The organism is Streptomyces sp. 1222.5, assembly GCF_900105245.1.
Taxonomy (GTDB): domain Bacteria; phylum Actinomycetota; class Actinomycetes; order Streptomycetales; family Streptomycetaceae; genus Streptomyces; species Streptomyces albidocamelliae.
In genome coordinates, this window is the sequence record NZ_FNSZ01000001.1 from 4,109,077 (window position 1) to 4,127,175 (window position 18,099).

Sequence of the window (18,099 nt, forward strand, 5' to 3'; positions counted from 1 at the left end):
CGACGTCGTTGATGTCAGCAGTGGATGTCAGACACGTGGTTTTGCGGGGCGGGTGACAGCGCGGCGCGGGCGGCGGAGAGCACCTGCCCGGACAGCGGGGAGTTCTTGGTGGCGCGGGCCAGGAGAAGGGCGCCGAGCATGGTGCACAGCCGGGCGATGCCGTCCTCGTCGTCGGTGGCGAGCCACTGGGTGAATTCCTCTACCCCTTCGGCGTAGGCGCGGTGCGCTCCGTTGTCGCCACTGTCCCGGGCCATGTCGGCGGCGAGCGCGGCGACGGGGCAGCCCGAGGCGGGGTTGTCCCGGTGCCGGACGGACAGGTACCCGTCGATCAGGGACTGCTGGGCCTCGACACGGTGACCCTCGTGCTCTTCGAGTGTGGTGGCGTGGAATTCGGCCAGTTCGCCGAACGCGTGGGTGACCGCCTCGTCGATCAGTGCCTCCTTGGAGGCGAACTGCTTATAGAAGCCGCCGTGCGTAAGGCCGGCCGCCTTCATCAGATCCGCGACGCTCACGCCCGTGCCCTGCTCGCGGAACAGCTGCGAGGCCCGTTCCACGACCCGCTGGCGGTTCGCCTGTGCCTGCGCCTGTGAGACGCGACCCATAGGGCACCTCCCTTTTGGATGCTGGACGACATCTATCGTACGGTGTTGTTTAGATTATTTGCATCATCTATTCAGGGCGCCCCTCCCCCCGTCCCAGGGCGCGCCCCCATTCCGGGAGACACTTCATGGCCACTCGCCTCGGCCCGGCCGCCGAAGCCGACCTGACCACCGCCACCGCCACCTCCTCGGCAACCGCGCCACCGGTCCGGCTCTGGCTCCAGCCCACCGTGATCGCCCTGGTCGTCGTGGCGGCCTTCATCGGCTGCTACGTCGGTCTGCAGCGCAACCCCCAGCCGCACCGGGTGCCGGTGGCTGTCGCCGGCCAGGAGCTTTCGGGCGAGGTGAGCCAGGTCCTTGGTGACAGCGTCGATGTCCATCCTGTCGCCGACGCCGCCAGGGGGCGCGCTGAGGTTGAGCGCCGCGACGTCGTGGCCGCGATCAGTGGCCGCGCGGCCTCCGACCGGTTGCGCCTGGAGGTCGGCGGAGCCAACGGGCAGTCGACCACGACGGCCGTCAGAAGCCTCATCGGCGCCTATGCCCATGGCTCGGGCCAGCGCCTGACCACGGTGGATGTCGTCCCGTTCGCTCGTTTCGACTCGCGTGGACTGGCCGGGTTCTACCTGGCGTTCGGCGTCACACTGGCCGGGTTCGTCCTAGCCCAGAACGTTCTGGGTCTCGCGAACCGTCTGCACCTGCGCCACCGGTTCTGGCTGCTGTCCGGCGCCTCTGTGGCCATCGGCATCGTCGCCACCGTCATCGCCGGCCCTATCCTCGGGGCGGTGCCTGCGCCGGTGATGCCGCTGGCCTTCGCCCTGACCCTGCTTGCCGCGGCAGCCGCGTTCACCACCAAGCTGCTGGGCACCTACCTCGGCCCGGTCGGCGTGCCCGTCGCCACTCTTTTGCTGCTCACGGTCGGCAACTCCACCAGCGGAGCGGCCATCGGCCCGGACCTCCTGCCCTCCGCCGCACACGCCGTCTCCGCCCTGCTGCCGCCGGGTGCGGCCGTGCGCGCCGTGACCGACCTGAGCTACTTCCACGGCGCGCAGGCGGCGCAGCCGTTGGTCACCCTCGCGCTGTGGGCGGTGATCGCCGCCATCCTGGTGAGCCTTCGTCCCCGCCTGAGGCGGCGGCGCACGCGGGTCACCGCCTGACCCCACGGCCGGGGTGAAGGTCGTGCCACGTGTCACTACGTGCCCTCAGGTTCCTTCGCGAACCAGAGGGCCGACCCGGGAGGAACCCCCTCCTGAGCCGGCCCTTCTCTCTGTGCCCCCGGCAGGATTCGAACCTGCGACATCCGTTTTCCAAGTCTGTTGGTGGCTGCTGGGGCAGTGCCCTGGGGCGTTCACCTGCGTTCACGCGTGTCCGGATCTTCAACGCGGCAGGTCGTCCCGTTCCTGCTGAACGCCGATGACCGCTGATGAATGAGACGGAAACTGAGACGGACAAGCGGCGGTGCTCCATGCGGTTGGCTGGTGGTCGCCTGGTACCGGTGCGACCGTAGCCGCATGGGCCTGTGGATGTCGTGGACGCTGGAGGGGGTGGGCAGTGCTGGACAGACAGTGGCCGATGTTGCGGCGGCTGTCCGGGCCCTGGATGGCTCCGTCGAGTGGTCACGGCGGGCTTTCGGCTCTGACGAGCAGGAGTGGTGGGAGTTGAGGGCTGCGGCAGATCAGGTGGGCGCGCAAGCACTCGCCGAAGGCCTCACGGCCCTCAAGCGAGGTGAGCCATGGTCGCTATCCGTCGGCGGCGTATATGTCCTGCTCATCCCACGGTGACCGTGTATCGGCGGAGCCCTAATAATCTCAGACCCCGTTTGCCTCCTGACTTGGGCGAACGCTGCCAAGGTCAAGCGTCTCAGCGGTGATCACGGTAAGGGCGTCCTGGAGTCGGCGGACGGCATCCTCTGCCTGCTTGTATTCCTCAGGGCTGGGGAGGACCGTGCCGAAGCTGCCGCCACGGTCGGCTGGCATGGCGCGCCAGCGCAGGACCGGCTCAAGCGCATTGAGAGCGCCAGAGAGAAACCAGGCCAGACGACCGTGAGTACGCGAGAGGGAGATGGCCAGGACAGCAAGAGTTTCGCGCAGGTGTTCTAGTCGCTTGATCTGCGGCAAGTCCTCTTGGACGTCCGGCGGGCCGACAGCGTCGCGCAGGCCGGCTGCGGTCTCAAGGGCGAGTGCGCGGTCGCTCGGCTCCAGCTTCCACACCTGGTCTTGGATCTTCTGCTCAGCGTCCTCGGCCAGCACTGCGACGATCCTGCGCATGTCCATGCTGATCATTCTAAAAGAACGGGCTTGGCATGGTGCATCCACTTGACGCCGACTGCCTGTAGTGGAGAGGCCACCTAGACCCCTCACCGCCTTCCCAGCTCCCATCCCGTACGCCGTCGACCCACACACCGTGGAGCGGGCGTGGTTCCTGGCGTCCAGGTGGAGCGCGCCACTGTACGAACGACCTGGACGCCATGGGCCGCGTCTGCTCGGCTCTGCCTGGGTCGATGGTGTGCGGGATGGGAGCTCCCAGCATCCGCCGCGATGGATCCGCGGGCGGCGACGGCGCCCCCTCCATCCCACCATCGCCCGCGACCTCCATCTCAACCGCGAAACCGCCCGCGAAGCCCTACGTGACTACTTGGCCCTGGAAGGAGCCGCCGCATGACGACCGCAACCGCCGAGCTGCTGACTGTGCCGGAGGTCATGGCCGGCTCAAGGTCGGCCGCTCCAGGGTCTACGACCTGATCCGTTCACACCGCCTGACCTCAATCAAGATCGATGGCGCTCGCCGTATCCCCGCCGACGCCGTCCGGGACTTCATCCTCGGCCAGATCGAGGAGGCTGCCTGATGGCCCCTGAGCGCAAGCGCAACCCGAACGGCGCCGGCACCATCACCAAGCGCAAGGACGGCCGCTACCAGTGCGCGGTGTACGTGCTCCAGCCGGACGGCACCCGCGCCCGCAAGTTCGCCTACGGCAAGACCTGGGCCGAGTGCGACACCAAGCGCCGGGAACTACTCGCCAAGGTCGACCAGGGCGTGCCCGTCCCCAGTCGCTCGGCCAAGCTCGCCGAGTGGCTGCCGTACTGGCTGGAGCACTTCATCAAGCCCAACCGCAAGCGAACGACCTACAGCAAGTACGCGATGCACGTGCGCCTCTACCTCGTGCCACTGCTCGGCTCCAAGAGCCTGGAGGCACTGGGTCCTCGCCACGTGCGGACGTTCGTCGCCGACGTGTCGCGTCGGGCCTCCCCGGCCACGGCCAAAGAGGCGCACCGCGTGCTGCGGACCGCCCTCACCGCGGCCTGCCGTGAGGAGCTGGTGACACGGAACGCCGCGTCGCTCGTGGAGGCCCCGAAGGTGCCCCGCCGCGAGCTGACTCCCTGGACGCTCGACGAGACGCTGACGTTTCTGGAGCACGCGCGCCGGGATCCGCTGTACGCCGCCTTCGTCCTGGCGGTCGCCATGGGTCTGCGGCGCGGCGAGATCCTCGGGCTCCGCTGGTCGGACGTGGACCTCGAACATCGCGTGCTGCGGGTCAGCAAGCAGGTGCAGCGCGTCGGGGGGGAGCTCTACGAGGACACCACCAAAAGCGGCCGGGCGCGTCCCCTGCCCCTCCCGCTGATCTGCCTGGGTGCGCTCCGCTGGCACCGGATGCGGCAGACCGAGGCGGGCCGGCGTAAGGGTGTCGAGCTCTCGCCGTCCTCGTACGTCTTCACCACCCGCAACGGCCGCCCGATTGATCCGCAGAACGTCAACCGGTCGTTCTTCCGCATCACCGACGCCGCCGGCCTTCGGCGCATCCGTCTGCACGACGCCCGGCACGGCTGCGCCACGCTCCTCACCGCGGCCGGTGTCGCGCCCCGTGTCGTGATGGAGATCCTCGGGCACAGTCAGATCAGCATCACCATGGACGTCTACACGCACGTGACGTCGGACACGCAGCGCGAGGCCATCAGCCACATGGATCGCCTGCTCAGGCGCCGTGTCGACCGTGAGTGACCACCCGCGTGGATGTCACCCGTAGATGTCGAACGCCCCGGACCGATCATCGGCCGGGGCGTTCTCGCTGTTCAGCATCGGAGCCCCCTGTCGGATTCGAACCGACGACCTTCGCTTTACAAGAGCGGTGCTCTGACCAGCTGAGCTAAGGAGGCCTGCACGCGCCTGAGCGGCCGTGCCTGTGCAGTGTACCCACGTCCCGCCGCGGCCCCGGCGGAAAATTTCCGTGAAGTTCACAGGGGTGCGGGTGCTGACAGACCTGGTGGGCGGCAGGTACCGTCCTGACCCAGTTCACGCGTGTGGACTACACCAACCACCTTCCTACAACGGATCGTCCGGCACGTTCCTGCCGGTAGAAGGGGGCCCATTCACCATGGCCACTGTCACGTTCGACAAGGCGACCCGGATCTACCCGGGTTCCACCAAGCCCGCCGTCGACGGTCTCGACATCGCGATCGAGGACGGCGAGTTCCTCGTCCTGGTCGGCCCGTCGGGCTGCGGCAAGTCCACCTCGCTCCGGATGCTCGCAGGGCTCGAGGATGTCAACGGCGGAGCCATCCGCATCGGTGACCGCGACGTCACGCACCTGCCGCCCAAGGACCGGGACATCGCCATGGTGTTCCAGAACTACGCGCTCTACCCGCACATGTCGGTCGCCGACAACATGGGCTTCGCGCTGAAGATCGCCGGCGTCAACAAGGCGGAGATCCGGCAGAAGGTCGAGGAGGCCGCGAAGATCCTCGACCTCACCGAGTACCTGGACCGCAAGCCGAAGGCGCTCTCCGGCGGTCAGCGCCAGCGTGTCGCGATGGGCCGCGCGATCGTCCGTGAGCCGCAGGTCTTCCTCATGGACGAGCCGCTGTCCAACCTGGACGCCAAGCTCCGTGTCTCCACCCGCACGCAGATCGCGTCGCTCCAGCGCCGGCTCGGCATCACCACCGTCTACGTCACCCACGACCAGGTCGAGGCCATGACGATGGGCGACCGCGTGGCGGTCCTCAAGGACGGTCTGCTCCAGCAGGTCGACTCGCCGCGCAACATGTACGACCGGCCCGCGAACCTGTTCGTCGCCGGCTTCATCGGCTCCCCGGCCATGAACCTGGTCGAGGTCCCGATCACCGACGGCGGCGTGAAGTTCGGCAACAGCGTGGTCCCGGTGAACCGCGAGGCGCTGACGGCCGCCGCCGACAAGGGCGACCGCACGGTCACCGTCGGCGTCCGTCCCGAGCACTTCGACGTGGTCGAGCTGGGCGGCGCTGTCGCGGCCTCCCTCTCCAAGGACGCCGCGGACGCCCCGGCGGGTCTCGCCGTCTCCGTGAACGTCGTCGAGGAGCTGGGCGCCGACGGCTACGTGTACGGCACCGCCGAGGTCGGCGGCGAGGTCAAGGACCTGGTCGTCCGCGTCAACGGCCGTCAGGTGCCGGAGAAGGGCTCCACGCTGCACGTCGTGCCGCGGCCGGGCGAGATCCACGTGTTCTCGACCTCCACGGGCGAGCGCCTCTCCGACTGACCCTCCGGGCGGCGCGTCGGCGCCGGGACCGGCCGAAGGGGCCCCGCGGATCACCGCGGGGCCCCTTCGCGGTCGCGACAAACCCCGGCGCAGCGATCATTTCGGGCGGGCCGCGTCAACCCCTTACCCGGAAAGAAGCGCCTTCTCATCCCCCGAAGGGGTGACTAAATGTCGCCAAATCATTACCCCGCGCTACCCTCACACGCGTGAAGCACTCCACCACCCCTCAGACGCGACGCGGCCACCGGGGCGGCCCTGCCCGCCGGATCGGCCGCACTCTCGCCCTCGTCCTGCCCGTCTTCATGGTGCTCTCCGGAACACTCGCGGTCACCCGGGTCAACTGGTCGGGGAGCCCCTCAGGCTCGGTTCTGGCCGCCTCGGACGTCTCCGCGGCGGCGCCCGTCAAGGCCGTCTCCCACGCCCCGCAGGACGTGCTCCGCGACCGGCTGATGTCCGAACTCCAGGACAAGAACCCGGGGGTGGTCCTCACCCACCTCCAGCAGGCGGTCAACGGACACCCCTCCCTCGCCCGGCACTGCTCCTCCATCGCCCGCGCGCTGGGCCAGGCCGCGGTGCGCATCTACGGCGCCTCGCGCGCCCAGTCGTACGCCCGCCCGGTGTGCGACACGGCCTTCGCCTCGGGTGTGCTGACCGCGCACAGCTGAGCCCCGGCTCCGCGTCGACCGCCCGTTGTGGGCCCGCGCCGGTAGGAAGTCGGTAACGGCTCCCGGAGGAGCGGGTCACCACCGGCGTACGGCGGTGGGGCGCCACGTACAGTGCGGTCATGACCCATCCGAACGCCGCGTCGCGCCCCACTCAAGCCGTGGTCCTGGCCGGTGGCCAGGGCTCCCGGCTGCGTCCGTACACCGACGACCGGCCCAAGCCGATGGTCGAGATCCCCGGCACGGGGACTCCGATCATCGGCCATCAGCTGTCCTGGCTCGCCGAGGAAGGCGTGACGGACGTGGTGGTCTCCTGCGGCCACCTCGCCGAGGTCCTGCAGAAGTGGCTGGACTCGGCCGACCTGCCGGTCTCCGTCACCACCGTCGTGGAGAGCGAGCCCCTCGGCCGCGGCGGCGGCCTCAAGTACGCCGCCGCGCATCTCCCGCACCCGGACCGGCCCTGGTACGCCACCAACGGCGACATCTGGACCCGCTTCTCCCTGCGGGACATGGCCGACTTCCACACCGAGCGGGACGCCGTGGCCACCCTGGCGCTGGCCCGTCCGCGCCTGCCCTGGGGTGCGGTGAAGACCGACGGGTTCGGGCACATCACCGACTTCATCGAGGCGCCGCCGTCGACGTTCGAGATCAACGCCGGTGTCTACGTGTTCTCACCCGAGTTCGCCTCCCTGCTCCCGGAGCGGGGGGATCACGAGCGGACGACGTTCCCCCGGCTGGCCCGGGAGCAGCGGCTGGCCGGGTTCCCCCTTCCGCAGGGGGCCTACTGGCGGGCCATCGACACGGCGAAGGATCTGACGGAGGCGGCCAAGGAGCTGGCGGCGCTGGGTCGCTGAGAGCGGGCGAGCCGAGAGCGGTCGAAGAGGGCCCCGTACCTGCCCGGTACGGGGCCCTTCGCCGTGTTCCGGTGTGTCAGCCCAGCAGGCCGCCCACCAGGCCCGGCTGGCCGGTGGAGGAGCTCCCGCCGGAGGTGCCGGTACCGCCGCCGGTCGAGGAGGTACCACCGGAGGTGCTGGTGCCGCCGGTGCTGGTCGGTCCGGCCGTGGTGCTCGGGACGCCTCCCGGGGGGGAGGCGGGGCGCGGCGGGGTCTGGCCCGTGGTGCCCTGGGTCTGGCTCGGGGCGGCCGTCGTGCCGCCGGCGGCCTTGGTGGCGCCCGGGGTCGTCGCCGCGCCCGAGGGGCTGGCACCGGCCGTCGCGCCGCCGGTGGGCGAGCTGGACGCGGACGGCGCCTTGCTGTGCCCCTTGGCGGGTTCCTCGGGGAGCGTGGAGCCGGGCAGGTTGTTGCGCGGGGCCTCGCCGGGGCCTGGGACGACGACGCGGCTGGAGTCGCGGACCGCGCCGCCGAGCAGGGAGCCGAGGAGCAGGGTGAGCCCGACGGTGACGGCCGTGATCAGAGCGCCGCGCCGCAGGACGAAGCGGCGCAGGTCCCAGATGTCGGCTCGGGGCCCGAGGCGTCGCCAGGCGCTGCCCGCGAGGCGGCCGTCCACGGAGTAGACGGGGGCGCCGGCGATGATCAGCGGCGACCAGGCGGCGAGGTAGATGATGTCGGGGGCGTCGTACGCCGGGACCGTCTTCCAGCTGACGGTGACGATCAGGGCGGCGGAGAGCAGGACACCGAGCACCGCGGCCACGCGCTGCCAGCAGCCGAGGATGGTGAGGACGCCGACCACGACCTGGAGGAAGGCGATCACCAGCCCGGAGCCGACCGGGTGGTGCAGGGCGAACTGGCGCAGCGGCTCGGCGACGTCCCAGGGGTGCAGGGTGTTGAGCCAGGTGACCATGGAGCCGCGCTTGCCGCCGTCGAAGTAGACGGGGTCGCACAGCTTGCCCATGCCGGCGTAGATGGAGATGAAGCCGAGGAAGACGCGCAGCGGGAGCAGGACGACGCCGAGGTTGAGCCGGCGGCCGGGGTAGTAGGCGTGCCGGGCCGGGTCGTCCCCGTGGCGCCTGGTGGTGGCCGGGGAGTCGGTGTCGGAGGGGGCGGTCCCGCTGTCGTACCCCTCGTACCCCTCGTACCCCTCGTAGCCGTCGTGGTCGTCGTAGCCCTCGTAGCCGTCGTAGGGCCCGAAGTCGTCGGTCGGGTAAGAGGGTTGGTCGTAGGCGCCGCTGACCGTGCGCATGTGCGGCAGGAGGCGGGTGCCGTCGGCGTCGGGGGCGGTGCGCTGATGGCCGACGACAGGCGTCTCGACGGTCTGGTCGAGGGTGTCGTAGGCGTCGGCGTAGCCGGTTCCGAGGCGCGGGATGACCTGGGTGGCGCCGGCTTCCGGTTCCTCGGCGTGTCGGACGCTGCTGCCTCGCACGGCCTGGAGTAGGCGGTGGGCGCCGGTGTCGTCGGGGGCGGACTTGCCGCTCCACACGACGGGGCGGCGGCGGCCGGCGGCGGCGCCGGGCCGGGCCGCCGCGCCCATGGCGGGCATCCGGGCGGAGTCCTGGGTGGCGCTCAGCTGCCGGGCGATCCGCGGGGATTGGCTGCGCCTCGCCGATGCGCCCAGCTGTACGCGGAAGCTGGCGTGATTGACGATGACCTGCGCCGGATCGCTCGGCACCTTCACCATGCTCAGCGCGGGAGCGTCGTCGAATCCCGACGAGCGGTCCCCCGTGGGTGTGCGGGGTGTTCTGGTGTCCACACTCATCTAACCGAGTGACGTGGAGATAGGACACTGCTTTGACCGGCCGGATGTGTCCGGACCCCGTCAAAGCTGTCCCGAACGCCACAGGGGCACCGGAATCACCCCGCACAGGTGAACTTCCGGACGGGTGTTCAGCTCCGCCTGCGCGCGGCCTCGTACAGCACGATGCCCGCGGCCACACCGGCGTTGAGCGATTCGGCGCCGCCCGGCATCGCGATGCGCACCCGGTGGTCGCAGGTCTCGCCGACCAGACGGGACAGGCCCTTGCCCTCGCTGCCGACGACGATGACGACGGGGCCGTCCAGGGCCTGGAGGTCGCCGAGTTCGACCTCGCCGTCCGCGGCCAGGCCGACGACGGTGATGCCGGCCTTCTTGTACGCCTCCAGGGCCCGGGTGAGGTTGGTGGCGCGGGCGACCGGCGTACGGGCGGCCGTACCCGCGGAGGTCTTCCAGGCTCCGGCGGTCATGCCGGCCGAGCGGCGCTCGGGGACGACGACGCCGTGGCCGCCGAAGGCGGAGACGGACCGGACGACGGCGCCGAGGTTGCGCGGGTCGGTGACGCCGTCGAGGGCGACGACGAGCGGGTCGGCGCCCTCGTCGTAGGCGGCCGCGACGAGGTCCTCGGGGTGCGCGTACTCGTACGGCGGGACCTGCAGGACCAGGCCCTGGTGGTTCAGGTTGTTCGTCATGCGGTCCAGCTCGGGGCGCGGGGCCTCCATGAGGTTGATGCCGCCGCGCTCGGCGGCGAGCTGGAGGGCCTCGCGGACACGCTCGTCGTTGTCGATGAACTGCTGGACGTAGAGCGTCGAGGCGGGCACGCCCTCGCGCAGCGCCTCGACCACCGGGTTGCGGCCGACGACCAGCTCGGAGGCGGACTTGCCGCCCCGGCCGCGCACCACGGGGCGGCGCGTGGTCTGCTTCGTCTTGGCGTTGGCGATGCGGTTCTTCTTGTGTCCCTTGCGCATCTCGGCGGGCGGGGTGGGGCCCTTGCCCTCCAGGCCCTTGCGCCGCTGGCCGCCGCTGCCGACCTGCGCGCCCTTCTTGCCGGACATGCGACGGTTGTTCGCGGCCATGATCTACCTGTCTCTGTGGTGCGTGCGGATGTGTACGTCTATGCAGTGTGCCGCCCGGAGGTCCGGGCGGCACAATCGATCACCGGATCGACGACGGTCTCAGCGCGGCCCGAGGCTCCAGCGCGGGCCCTGCGGACCGTCCTCGATGACCAGTCCGGACTGGTTGAGCTGGTCGCGGATGGCGTCGGCGGTGGCCCAGTCCTTGCGGGCGCGGGCGGACTCGCGCTGGTCGAGGACGAGGCGTACGAGGCTGTCGACCACGCCGTGCAGGTCCTCGCCCCGGTCGGCCTCGCCGGCCCAGTGCGGGTCGAGCGGGTCGAGTCCGAGGACGCCGAGCATGGCCCGCACCTCGGCGAGCCGGGCCACGGCGGCGTCCTTGTCGTCCGCGGCCAGCGCGCTGTTGCCCTGCCGGACGGTGGTGTGCACGATGGCGAGCGCCTGCGGGACGCCCAGGTCGTCGTCCATCGCCTCGGCGAAGGCGGGCGGGACCTCGGCGGCGGGTTCGACGACGCCGCCGGCCTTCTCCACCACGCGCTGCACGAAGCCCTCGATGCGCGCGAACGCCGACTCGGCCTCGCGCAGCGACTCCTCGCTGTACTCGATCATCGAGCGGTAGTGCGGGGTGCCGAGGTAGTAGCGCAGCACGATGGGGCGCCACTGCTTGACCATCTCGCTGACCAGCACGCTGTTGCCGAGCGACTTGGACATCTTGTCGCCGGCCATGGTGACCCACGCGTTGTGCACCCAGTACTGGGCGAACTCGTCGCCGTAGGCCTTGGCCTGGGCGATCTCGTTCTCGTGGTGCGGGAAGATGAGGTCGAGGCCGCCGCCGTGGATGTCGAAGGCGCTGCCCAGGTACTTGTGCGCCATCGCCGAGCACTCCAGGTGCCAGCCGGGGCGGCCGGGACCCCATGGGGTGGGCCAGGTCGGCTCGCCGGGCTTGGCGGACTTCCACATGGCGAAGTCGCGGGGGTCGCGCTTGCCGGTCTCGCCCTCGCCGGACGGCTGGAGCAGGTTGTCCAGGTCCTGCCGGGACAGCTCCAGGTACCGCGGGAAGGAGCGCACGTCGAAGTAGACGTTGCCGTCCGCCGCGTAGGCGTGGCCGCGCTCGATGAGGCCCTGCATCATTTCGATCATCTCGGTGATGTGGCCGGTCGCGCGGGGCTCGTAGGTGGGCGGGAGGCAGCCGAGGGCGGAGTAGCCGTCGTTGAAGGCGCGTTCGTTCTCGTAGCCGATCGACCACCAGGGCCGGTTCTGCTCCTGGGCCTTCTTGATGATCTTGTCGTCGATGTCGGTGACGTTGCGGACGAACGTCACGTCGTAGCCGCGGTGGGCGAACCAGCGGCGCATGATGTCGAAGTTGAGGCCCGAGCGGATGTGCCCGATGTGGGGTGCCGCCTGCACGGTGGCACCACAGAGGTAGATCGAGACGCAACCCGGCTTGAGCGGGGTGAAGTCACGGATCTGCCGGGCGTTGGTGTCGTACAGGCGAATGGTCACCACTCCAGGGTAGTGGGCGCGGGGCCGTGCCATGTGCCCACTACCGCGGAATGCCGCGCCTCACATCATGCCGACGACCTTGCGCGGGGTGATGCGGACGACCACGCGTTCGGCGTCGTCGGCCGACGCCGGATTGAAGTCCGCGTACTTCTGGCCCGTGTACTTCTGGCTCAGCTCGTCGATGAGCGCCTGGCCGCCCTCGGTCGTCATCTCGGCGGTGCCGCGGATCTCGGCGTACTCGTAGGGCTGCTCGGGGTTCATGACGACGGCCGTCACCCGGGGGTCGCGGTCGAGGTTCTTCTTCTTGCGGCGGTCGACCGTGGTGGAGAACAGGAGGTCGTCACCGTCGCGCTTGACCCAGACCGGGGACATCTGCGGGCTGCCGTCGGGCTGGAGGGTGCCGACGACGATGAACACCTTGCCGTCGAGCAGGGACTTGAGCCGGTCGGAGAGGGCGGCGGACATCGGGTACCTCCGGTAAGCCTCGGGTCATCGGTGACTTGTCGGTGACTCTCCGGGTACCCTCGCACGCTCCCGGCTCACCCGCACCACCGGCACCGGGCCGGCCGCCCCCTTCCGGACGCCGTCAGCCGGTGCGGACCACCAGTGCGGTCGCCACCGCCATCAGGCCCTCGTCGCGGCCGGGGAAGCCGAGGCCGTCCGTGGTGGCGCCGGACACCGACACCGGGGCGCCCGCCGCCTCGGAAAGGATCTTCTGGGCCTCGTCGCGCCGCTTGCCGATCTTCGGGCGGGGCCCGACGACCTGGACGGCGACGTTGCCGATGGTGAAGCCCGCCGCGCGGACGATCCGGGCCGCCTCGGTGAGCAGGGTGGTCCCCGACGCGCCGGACCACTCGGGGCGGCCGGTGCCGAAGTGCTGTCCCAGGTCGCCGAGCCCGGCGGCGGAGAAGAGGGCGTTGCAGGCGGCGTGGGCGACGACGTCCGCGTCGGAGTGGCCGGCCAGCCCCGGTCCCTCGCCCTCCCACTTCAGGCCCGCGCACCACAGCTCGCGGCCCTCCTCGAAGGCGTGGATGTCGGTGCCGATGCCGACCTGCGGCAGGAGCGGCCGGTCAGAAGCCATCGTTGAGCCTCCTGCGGGCGAGGACCGCCTCGGCGAGGACCAGGTCGAGCGGGCGGGTGACCTTGAAGGCCTCCTCGTGGCCGGGGACGGCCACGACCGTCAGCCCGAGCTGCTCCACCATGCTCGCGTCGTCGGTGACGTCCTCGGTGACGGTCTCGTGGGCGCGCAGCAGCGTCGCCCGGTCGAAGCCCTGGGGCGTCTGCACCGCGCGCAGCCGGGCCCGCTCGGGGGTCGCGACCACGGGTTCCGGGTCGCCGGCCGTGGCCGCGGGCGCCACCTCCTTCACGGTGTCGGCGAGCGGCAGCGCAGGGACCACGGCGGGAGCGCCGGCGCGGACGGCCTCGACGACCGCGTCGACGGTGTCGACGGGGACGAGCGGGCGGGCCGCGTCGTGGACGAGGACGACGCCGTACTCGGGCGGCAGGGCGTCCAGACCGAGCCGGACCGACTCCTGGCGGGACTCCCCGCCGGGGACGACCAGGAAGTCCGTCCGCTCGGGCAGGGCGTGCGCGTCGAGCAGGGACTTGACCTCGGCGGCGCCGTCCGGCGGGGCGACGACGATCACCAGGGAGACGTGGCGGGACGCGGCGAGCGCGCGGACCGCGTGGATGAGCATGGGCGTGCCGTTCAGGGCACGCAGCGCCTTGGGGGCGCCCGGACCGAGGCGTACGCCCCGGCCTGCGGCGGGAATCACGGCGGCGACGGCGGTCTGCGCGGGTGAAGGGCGCGATTCGTCAGACATCGGTTCCTGTCAGGTTTGTGTGCTCGACCCAGGTGGGTATGGCCTGGAGGAGTGCCGGGCGCCAGGCCTTGACCGGACCCTTTCCGTGACTCTGGTCGAGCCGTCCGCCCGGGCCCGGCACGTCAAGTATCGGGGGACTTTCCCCGAGTTGTACGGCGGCTCGGTGCACGGATGTGCGGTGTGCCCGGCCGGACCCGGTGGGGAGGCAGTGCGCCGGGTACGAACATGCCGCAGCGCCCGGCGACATTTCCGTGTCATCGGGCACCGCGGCATTTCACTGTGCTGAGCGTGCTGCCGGCGACGGATCGCCGACGCCGCGCGTCAGGAGGCGAGCACCTCGTCGAGCAGGGCCTCGGCCTTGTCCTCGTTGGTGTTCTCCGCGAGGGCCAGCTCGCTCACCAGGATCTGGCGGGCCTTGGCGAGCATGCGCTTCTCACCGGCGGAGAGTCCGCGCTCGCGCTCGCGACGCCACAGGTCACGCACGACTTCCGCGACCTTGATGACATCGCCGGAGGCGAGCTTCTCCAGGTTTGCCTTGTAGCGACGGGACCAGTTCGTGGGCTCCTCGGCGTACGGTGCGCGCAGCACCTCGAAGACCCGGTCCAGCCCGTCCTGACCGACCACATCACGCACGCCGACGAACTCCGCATTGTCCGCTGGCACACGTACCGTCAGGTCACCCTGGGCGACCTTCAGCACCAAGTAGGTCTTGTCCACGCCTTTGATCTGGCGAGTTTCGATGGCCTCGATCAGCGCGGCCCCGTGATGGGGATAGACCACGGTGTCGCCAACCTTGAACGTCATGTGACAGGTACCCCTTCCGTGGCTATCCAGGGTAACACGGATACGGCGTCTTCTGAATGGCGTTTTCGCAGGTCAGGGCATATCTCGGGGCTTGACAACAGCAACCGGAACGTGCTGCGAGGGCCTTGCGGAAGCGGGTATTCGCAGGTCGGAGGGGCTCTCCGGGCGGGGTGAAACGCGTACGTTACACACCTCGGGAGCCGACCCCAAGTGGCTGAACATCCCGTTTTGTCCGGTTCCAGGCGTGCGACTTCCGCTACTCCGTTCGGTGACGGGAGGTGGATGTGAGACGAATCCAGAATTGATCAACGGCTGCCGGCCGGGTGGCGCGTGATCAATTCCGGGGCGGTCGCGCATTCCTTCACCGGCGGTTTTTGCGCGCCGGATCGGAAGCCGACTCGCGGGGCCTTTGTGAGAGATCGCCGTCGCGTTATGTGAATGAAGGACGAGCGGCCCGCAAGGTGACTGGAGAGTCACTTGTGGCGTCCGGGGTACCCCCACCCGGAGGGAAGGCCCGTGCTTGGGGGAGGGTCGGGTGCCGTCGCTCCGGAACGGCTCGGTAACCTAAGGCCCGCTGACAGACACTTAGGGTGGCTTTATCAGGAAGCCGCCCGCGCGTTCAAGGAGTTGCCGCCGCCGTGAGCAGCAGCCTTCGACGCGGCGCCCTCGCCGCCTCCGCCATCGTCTTCTCGATCGCCTCGCTCGCCGCCTGCGGTGCCGGCAACGACGCCCAGACTCTGGAGATCAAGCCGGACAACGCGGCGACCAGTGTCGGCGACATCAAGATCCAGAACGCCACGATCATCACGCAGCCCGACCTGAAGTCGACGGGTCCGGCCGTGATCTCGGCGACCGTGTTCAACTCGGGCAGCGCCAGCCAGACCCTCGAGTCGATCGCGATCCCGGGCTCCAACGAGACCGTGAAGCTGACCCCGGCCAAGGGGAAGAGCCTGACCGTTCCCGCCGGCGGCTCGCTGGTCCTCGGCGGCAAGGACAACGCCTCCGCGCTGCTCCCCAGCGGCCGTGAGGCCGTGCAGGACGGCAACGCCCAGAAGGTGACCTTCACCTTCAGCAAGACCGGCGAGGTCGGCCTGGAGGCCTTCGTGGTCCCGGCCACCAGCTACTTCGACAAGTGGGGCCCGAGCGAGATCCCGTCCGCCTCGGCGACCGCAGGCGCCCCGGGCGCGACCGCGTCCGGCAGCGGCAAGCCCGGCAAGGGCGGGAAGGCGACCCCGTCGTCCTCCGCCACCGGCACCGCCGTCACCCCGAGCGACTCGGCGTCCCAGTCGGCCGCCGGCAACTGAGCAGCCGTACACGTACGACGGAGGGCGGCACCCCGGCCGGGGTGCCGCCCTCCGTCGTACGGCCGTGCGCGCGGGCTCAGGAGCGCCGGCGCCTGCCCTCGGCCTACGGCTCGAACTTGTAGCCCAGGCCGCGGACCGTGACCAGGTAGCGCGGGGCACCCGGGTCCGGCTCGATCTTGGCCCGCAGGCGCTTGACGTGGACGTCGAGGGTCTTGGTGTCGCCCACGTAGTCGGCGCCCCAGACCCGGTCGATGAGCTGCATGCGGGTGAGGACGCGGCCCGCGTTGCGCAGCAGCATCTCCAGCAGGTCGAACTCCTTGAGGGGCAGGTCGACCTTGGAACCGGCGACCGTCACCACGTGCCGGTCGACGTCCATACGGACCGGGCCCGCCTCCAGGGCGGCCGGGGTGACCTCCTCCGGCTCGCCCCGGCGGCGCAGCACCGCGCGGATGCGGGCGACCAGCTCGCGGGAGGAGAAGGGCTTGGTGACGTAGTCGTCGGCTCCTATTTCGAGACCGACCACCTTGTCGATCTCGCTGTCCTTCGCGGTCACCATGATCACGGGGACGTTGGAGCGGCCGCGCAGCTGACGGCACACCTCGGTGCCGGGCAGACCCGGCAGCATCAGGTCGAGGAGGACGAGGTCGGCGCCGTTGCGCTCGAACTCGTCGAGTCCGTCGGGACCCGTGGCCGCGACGGCGACCTCGAAGCCCTCCTTGCGGAGCATGTACGACAGGGCGTCGGAGAAGGACTCCTCGTCCTCGACGACGAGCACTCGGGTCACGGAAGGACCTCCGGGGCGGGAAGCGGTTCGTACGGGGATGACTCGGTGGTGCCGGCCTCGTCGTCGAGGTCGGGATGCTGCTGAGCACGGTCGCGGGCGGCACCCGCCTCCGGCAGCTTGAGGGTGAAGGTGGAGCCCTGGCCCTCGGCGCTCCAGACCGTGACCTCCCCGCCGTGCGAGGCGACCACGTGCTTGACGATCGCGAGACCCAGACCGGTGCCGCCGGTGGCCCGGGAGCGGGCCGGGTCGACGCGGTAGAAGCGCTCGAACACGCGCTCCTTGTCCTTCTCGGAGATGCCGATGCCCTGGTCGGTGACCGCGAGCTCGATCATGTCGCCGCCGCGGGCGGTGACCCTGCGGGCCGCTATGCCGACGCGGGTACGGGCCGGGGAGTAGTTCACGGCGTTCTCGACCAGGTTGCCGAGGGCCGCGGCCAGCTGGCCCCGGTTCCCCCAGACATGCAGGTCGGCCGTGCCCCCGGCGGCCATGGTGATCTGCTTGGTGCCCGCCTGGTGGCGGCAGCGGTCGATGGCCTCGGCGACCAGTTCGTCCACGCGGACGGGCTCGGCGTCCTCGAGGGGGTCGTCGTTCTGGACCCGCGACAGATCGATGAGCTCCTGGACCAGGTTGGTCAGCCGGGTCGCCTCGATCTGCATGCGGCCGGCGAAGCGCTGGACGGCCTCGGGGTCGTCGGAGGCGTCCATGACGGCCTCGGAGAGCAGGGAGAGCGCGCCGACCGGGGTCTTGAGCTCGTGGCTGACGTTCGCGACGAAGTCGCGTCGTACCGCCTCGATGCGGCGGGCCTCCGTCAGGTCCTCGACCAGCAGCAGGACCAGGCGGGAGCCGAGCGGAGCCACGCGGGCGGAGACGGCGAGGGCCTCGCCGCGACCGGTGCCCCTGCGGGGCAGGTCGAGCTCGACCTGGCGTATCTCACCGTCCCGCCTGGTGTCCCGGGCCATCTGGAGCATGGGCTCCACGGCGAGCTTGCCGCCGCGGACCAGCCCGAGGGCGTAGGCGGCGGAGCTGGCTTTGACTACGGCGTCGGCCTCGTCGAGGACGACGGCCGAGGAGCGGAGCACGGACAGTACGGTGTCCACGCCGGGCGGGAGTACGGGATCGGTGTGCAAGGAAGTCCTGGTGGGTCGCTTCTGGTCGCGTTCGCTCCAGCGGAACGCCAGCACGGCGATGACACCGGTGAGCACCCCGGCGATCGCTGCCGCTGCGGCGACCGCCGCGTTCACGTCCATGCCTCAAGGTTAGGCATGCCGTACGACATGGCCACAGCCATGGGAGTGCGACCTCGAACACTCGTCGCCCAGAGTTCACCTTGGAGCCAGTACCGGTTCATTTGTGGTGGCAGAAACGGACGCGTCCGGGGCAGAACGTGGGAGCGTGGGG

17 protein-coding genes, 1 tRNA gene and 1 pseudogene are annotated in these 18,099 nt (G+C 70.4%); 7 read left to right on the forward strand and 12 right to left on the reverse strand.

The genetic code is table 11. The features are described from left to right. Positions 1-14 precede the first annotated feature (14 nt). Positions 15-602, reverse strand: a complete 588-nt coding sequence (locus BLW57_RS18335) for a TetR/AcrR family transcriptional regulator (protein ID WP_093475863.1) — start codon at positions 600-602, stop codon at positions 15-17. A gap of 125 nt (positions 603-727) precedes the next feature. Between BLW57_RS18335 and BLW57_RS18340 the strand changes: the two genes are divergently transcribed. Next, positions 728-1,753, forward strand: coding sequence for a hypothetical protein (locus BLW57_RS18340; RefSeq protein WP_093475865.1), 1,026 nt, complete (start codon positions 728-730; stop codon positions 1,751-1,753). A gap of 651 nt (positions 1,754-2,404) precedes the next feature. On the opposite strand, the gene BLW57_RS18350 is transcribed toward BLW57_RS18340, so the two are convergent. Beyond that, on the reverse strand, positions 2,405-2,869 hold the full coding sequence (locus BLW57_RS18350; protein ID WP_256339517.1) for a hypothetical protein: 465 nt from the start codon (positions 2,867-2,869) through the stop codon (positions 2,405-2,407). A 384-nt stretch (positions 2,870-3,253) separates the two neighbouring features. Between BLW57_RS18350 and BLW57_RS18355 the strand changes: the two are divergent. Further along, a pseudogene (locus BLW57_RS18355) lies at positions 3,254-3,441 on the forward strand (helix-turn-helix domain-containing protein). Continuing rightward, entirely contained in the window at positions 3,441-4,592 is a 1,152-nt protein-coding gene (locus BLW57_RS18360; protein ID WP_093475869.1) for a tyrosine-type recombinase/integrase, read from the forward strand. The pseudogene BLW57_RS18355 and the gene BLW57_RS18360 overlap by 1 nt, the downstream one beginning before the upstream one ends. An 81-nt stretch (positions 4,593-4,673) precedes the next feature. On the opposite strand, the gene BLW57_RS18365 is transcribed toward BLW57_RS18360, so the two are convergent. Then, positions 4,674-4,747 (reverse strand) — tRNA-Thr (locus tag BLW57_RS18365). Positions 4,748-4,965: 218 nt separating this feature from the next. Here BLW57_RS18365 and BLW57_RS18370 point away from each other — a divergent pair. The 3 genes from BLW57_RS18370 (at position 4,966) to BLW57_RS18380 (ending at position 7,618) form a co-directional block, all read left to right on the forward strand. Beyond that, positions 4,966-6,102, forward strand: coding sequence for an ABC transporter ATP-binding protein (locus BLW57_RS18370; protein ID WP_093475871.1), 1,137 nt, complete (start codon positions 4,966-4,968; stop codon positions 6,100-6,102). A 206-nt stretch (positions 6,103-6,308) separates the two neighbouring features. Next, positions 6,309-6,767 (forward strand): hypothetical protein, encoded by a 459-nt coding sequence (locus BLW57_RS18375; protein WP_093475872.1) that lies wholly within the window; start codon positions 6,309-6,311, stop codon positions 6,765-6,767. 119 nt (positions 6,768-6,886) lie between these two features. Next, positions 6,887-7,618, forward strand: a complete 732-nt coding sequence (locus BLW57_RS18380) for a nucleotidyltransferase family protein (protein WP_073887951.1) — start codon at positions 6,887-6,889, stop codon at positions 7,616-7,618. Between the two features lie 76 nt (positions 7,619-7,694). Here the strand turns inward: BLW57_RS18380 and BLW57_RS18385 are convergent, their stop codons facing one another. The 7 genes from BLW57_RS18385 to BLW57_RS18415 form a co-directional block, all read right to left on the reverse strand. Continuing rightward, entirely contained in the window at positions 7,695-9,416 is a 1,722-nt protein-coding gene (locus tag BLW57_RS18385) for a DoxX family protein (RefSeq protein ID WP_176985630.1), read from the reverse strand. A 128-nt stretch (positions 9,417-9,544) separates the two neighbouring features. Then, positions 9,545-10,486: a 23S rRNA (guanosine(2251)-2'-O)-methyltransferase RlmB gene (gene rlmB / locus BLW57_RS18390; RefSeq protein WP_093475875.1), complete on the reverse strand. Its 942-nt coding sequence runs from the start codon at positions 10,484-10,486 to the stop codon at positions 9,545-9,547. A 99-nt stretch (positions 10,487-10,585) separates the two neighbouring features. Continuing rightward, complete coding sequence (gene cysS, locus BLW57_RS18395; RefSeq protein ID WP_093475877.1) at positions 10,586-11,986, reverse strand: cysteine--tRNA ligase; 1,401 nt, start codon at positions 11,984-11,986, stop codon at positions 10,586-10,588. Positions 11,987-12,046: 60 nt separating this feature from the next. Further along, positions 12,047-12,451 (reverse strand): PPOX class F420-dependent oxidoreductase, encoded by a 405-nt coding sequence (locus BLW57_RS18400; protein WP_093475878.1) that lies wholly within the window; start codon positions 12,449-12,451, stop codon positions 12,047-12,049. A 121-nt stretch (positions 12,452-12,572) separates the two neighbouring features. Continuing rightward, complete coding sequence (gene ispF / locus BLW57_RS18405; protein WP_093475880.1) at positions 12,573-13,067, reverse strand: 2-C-methyl-D-erythritol 2,4-cyclodiphosphate synthase; 495 nt, start codon at positions 13,065-13,067, stop codon at positions 12,573-12,575. Then, the gene (gene ispD, locus BLW57_RS18410) at positions 13,057-13,809 is read right to left on the reverse strand and encodes a 2-C-methyl-D-erythritol 4-phosphate cytidylyltransferase (RefSeq protein ID WP_073887941.1); all 753 of its coding nucleotides are present in this window, start codon (positions 13,807-13,809) and stop codon (positions 13,057-13,059) included. Before ispD ends, ispF begins: the two co-directional genes overlap by 11 nt. A gap of 321 nt (positions 13,810-14,130) precedes the next feature. Continuing rightward, positions 14,131-14,613 carry a CarD family transcriptional regulator gene (locus BLW57_RS18415; RefSeq protein WP_003953493.1) on the reverse strand — a complete coding sequence of 161 codons (483 nt, stop codon included), beginning with the start codon at positions 14,611-14,613 and terminating at the stop codon, positions 14,131-14,133. Between the two features lie 638 nt (positions 14,614-15,251). Here BLW57_RS18415 and BLW57_RS18425 point away from each other — a divergent pair. Beyond that, on the forward strand, positions 15,252-15,917 hold the full coding sequence (locus BLW57_RS18425) for a copper chaperone PCu(A)C domain-containing protein (protein ID WP_093475883.1): 666 nt from the start codon (positions 15,252-15,254) through the stop codon (positions 15,915-15,917). Positions 15,918-16,020: 103 nt separating this feature from the next. On the opposite strand, the gene BLW57_RS18430 is transcribed toward BLW57_RS18425, so the two are convergent. Beyond that, positions 16,021-16,701 (reverse strand): two-component system response regulator PhoP, encoded by a 681-nt coding sequence (locus BLW57_RS18430; protein WP_030342036.1) that lies wholly within the window; start codon positions 16,699-16,701, stop codon positions 16,021-16,023. Next, positions 16,698-17,948, reverse strand: coding sequence for a two-component system sensor histidine kinase PhoR (locus tag BLW57_RS18435; RefSeq protein WP_093475884.1), 1,251 nt, complete (start codon positions 17,946-17,948; stop codon positions 16,698-16,700). The genes BLW57_RS18430 and BLW57_RS18435 overlap by 4 nt, the downstream gene beginning before the upstream one ends. Positions 17,949-18,099 lie beyond the last annotated feature (151 nt).

Bases quoted from the DNA above. Each gene is read 5' to 3' on its own strand.
- BLW57_RS18335 (WP_093475863.1), bottom strand. From the start codon at position 602: ATGGGTCGCGTCTCACAGGCGCAGGCACAGGCGAACCGCCAGCGGGTC.
- BLW57_RS18340 (WP_093475865.1), top strand. From the start codon at position 728: ATGGCCACTCGCCTCGGCCCGGCCGCCGAAGCCGACCTGACCACCGCC.
- BLW57_RS18350 (WP_256339517.1), bottom strand. From the start codon at position 2,869: ATGGACATGCGCAGGATCGTCGCAGTGCTGGCCGAGGACGCTGAGCAG.
- BLW57_RS18360 (WP_093475869.1), top strand. From the start codon at position 3,441: ATGGCCCCTGAGCGCAAGCGCAACCCGAACGGCGCCGGCACCATCACC.
- BLW57_RS18370 (WP_093475871.1), top strand. From the start codon at position 4,966: ATGGCCACTGTCACGTTCGACAAGGCGACCCGGATCTACCCGGGTTCC.
- BLW57_RS18380 (WP_073887951.1), top strand. From the start codon at position 6,887: ATGACCCATCCGAACGCCGCGTCGCGCCCCACTCAAGCCGTGGTCCTG.
- BLW57_RS18385 (WP_176985630.1), bottom strand. From the start codon at position 9,416: ATGAGTGTGGACACCAGAACACCCCGCACACCCACGGGGGACCGCTCG.
- rlmB (WP_093475875.1), bottom strand. From the start codon at position 10,486: ATGGCCGCGAACAACCGTCGCATGTCCGGCAAGAAGGGCGCGCAGGTC.
- BLW57_RS18400 (WP_093475878.1), bottom strand. From the start codon at position 12,451: ATGTCCGCCGCCCTCTCCGACCGGCTCAAGTCCCTGCTCGACGGCAAG.
- ispF (WP_093475880.1), bottom strand. From the start codon at position 13,067: ATGGCTTCTGACCGGCCGCTCCTGCCGCAGGTCGGCATCGGCACCGAC.
- ispD (WP_073887941.1), bottom strand. From the start codon at position 13,809: ATGTCTGACGAATCGCGCCCTTCACCCGCGCAGACCGCCGTCGCCGCC.
- BLW57_RS18415 (WP_003953493.1), bottom strand. From the start codon at position 14,613: ATGACGTTCAAGGTTGGCGACACCGTGGTCTATCCCCATCACGGGGCC.
- BLW57_RS18435 (WP_093475884.1), bottom strand. From the start codon at position 17,948: ATGGACGTGAACGCGGCGGTCGCCGCAGCGGCAGCGATCGCCGGGGTG.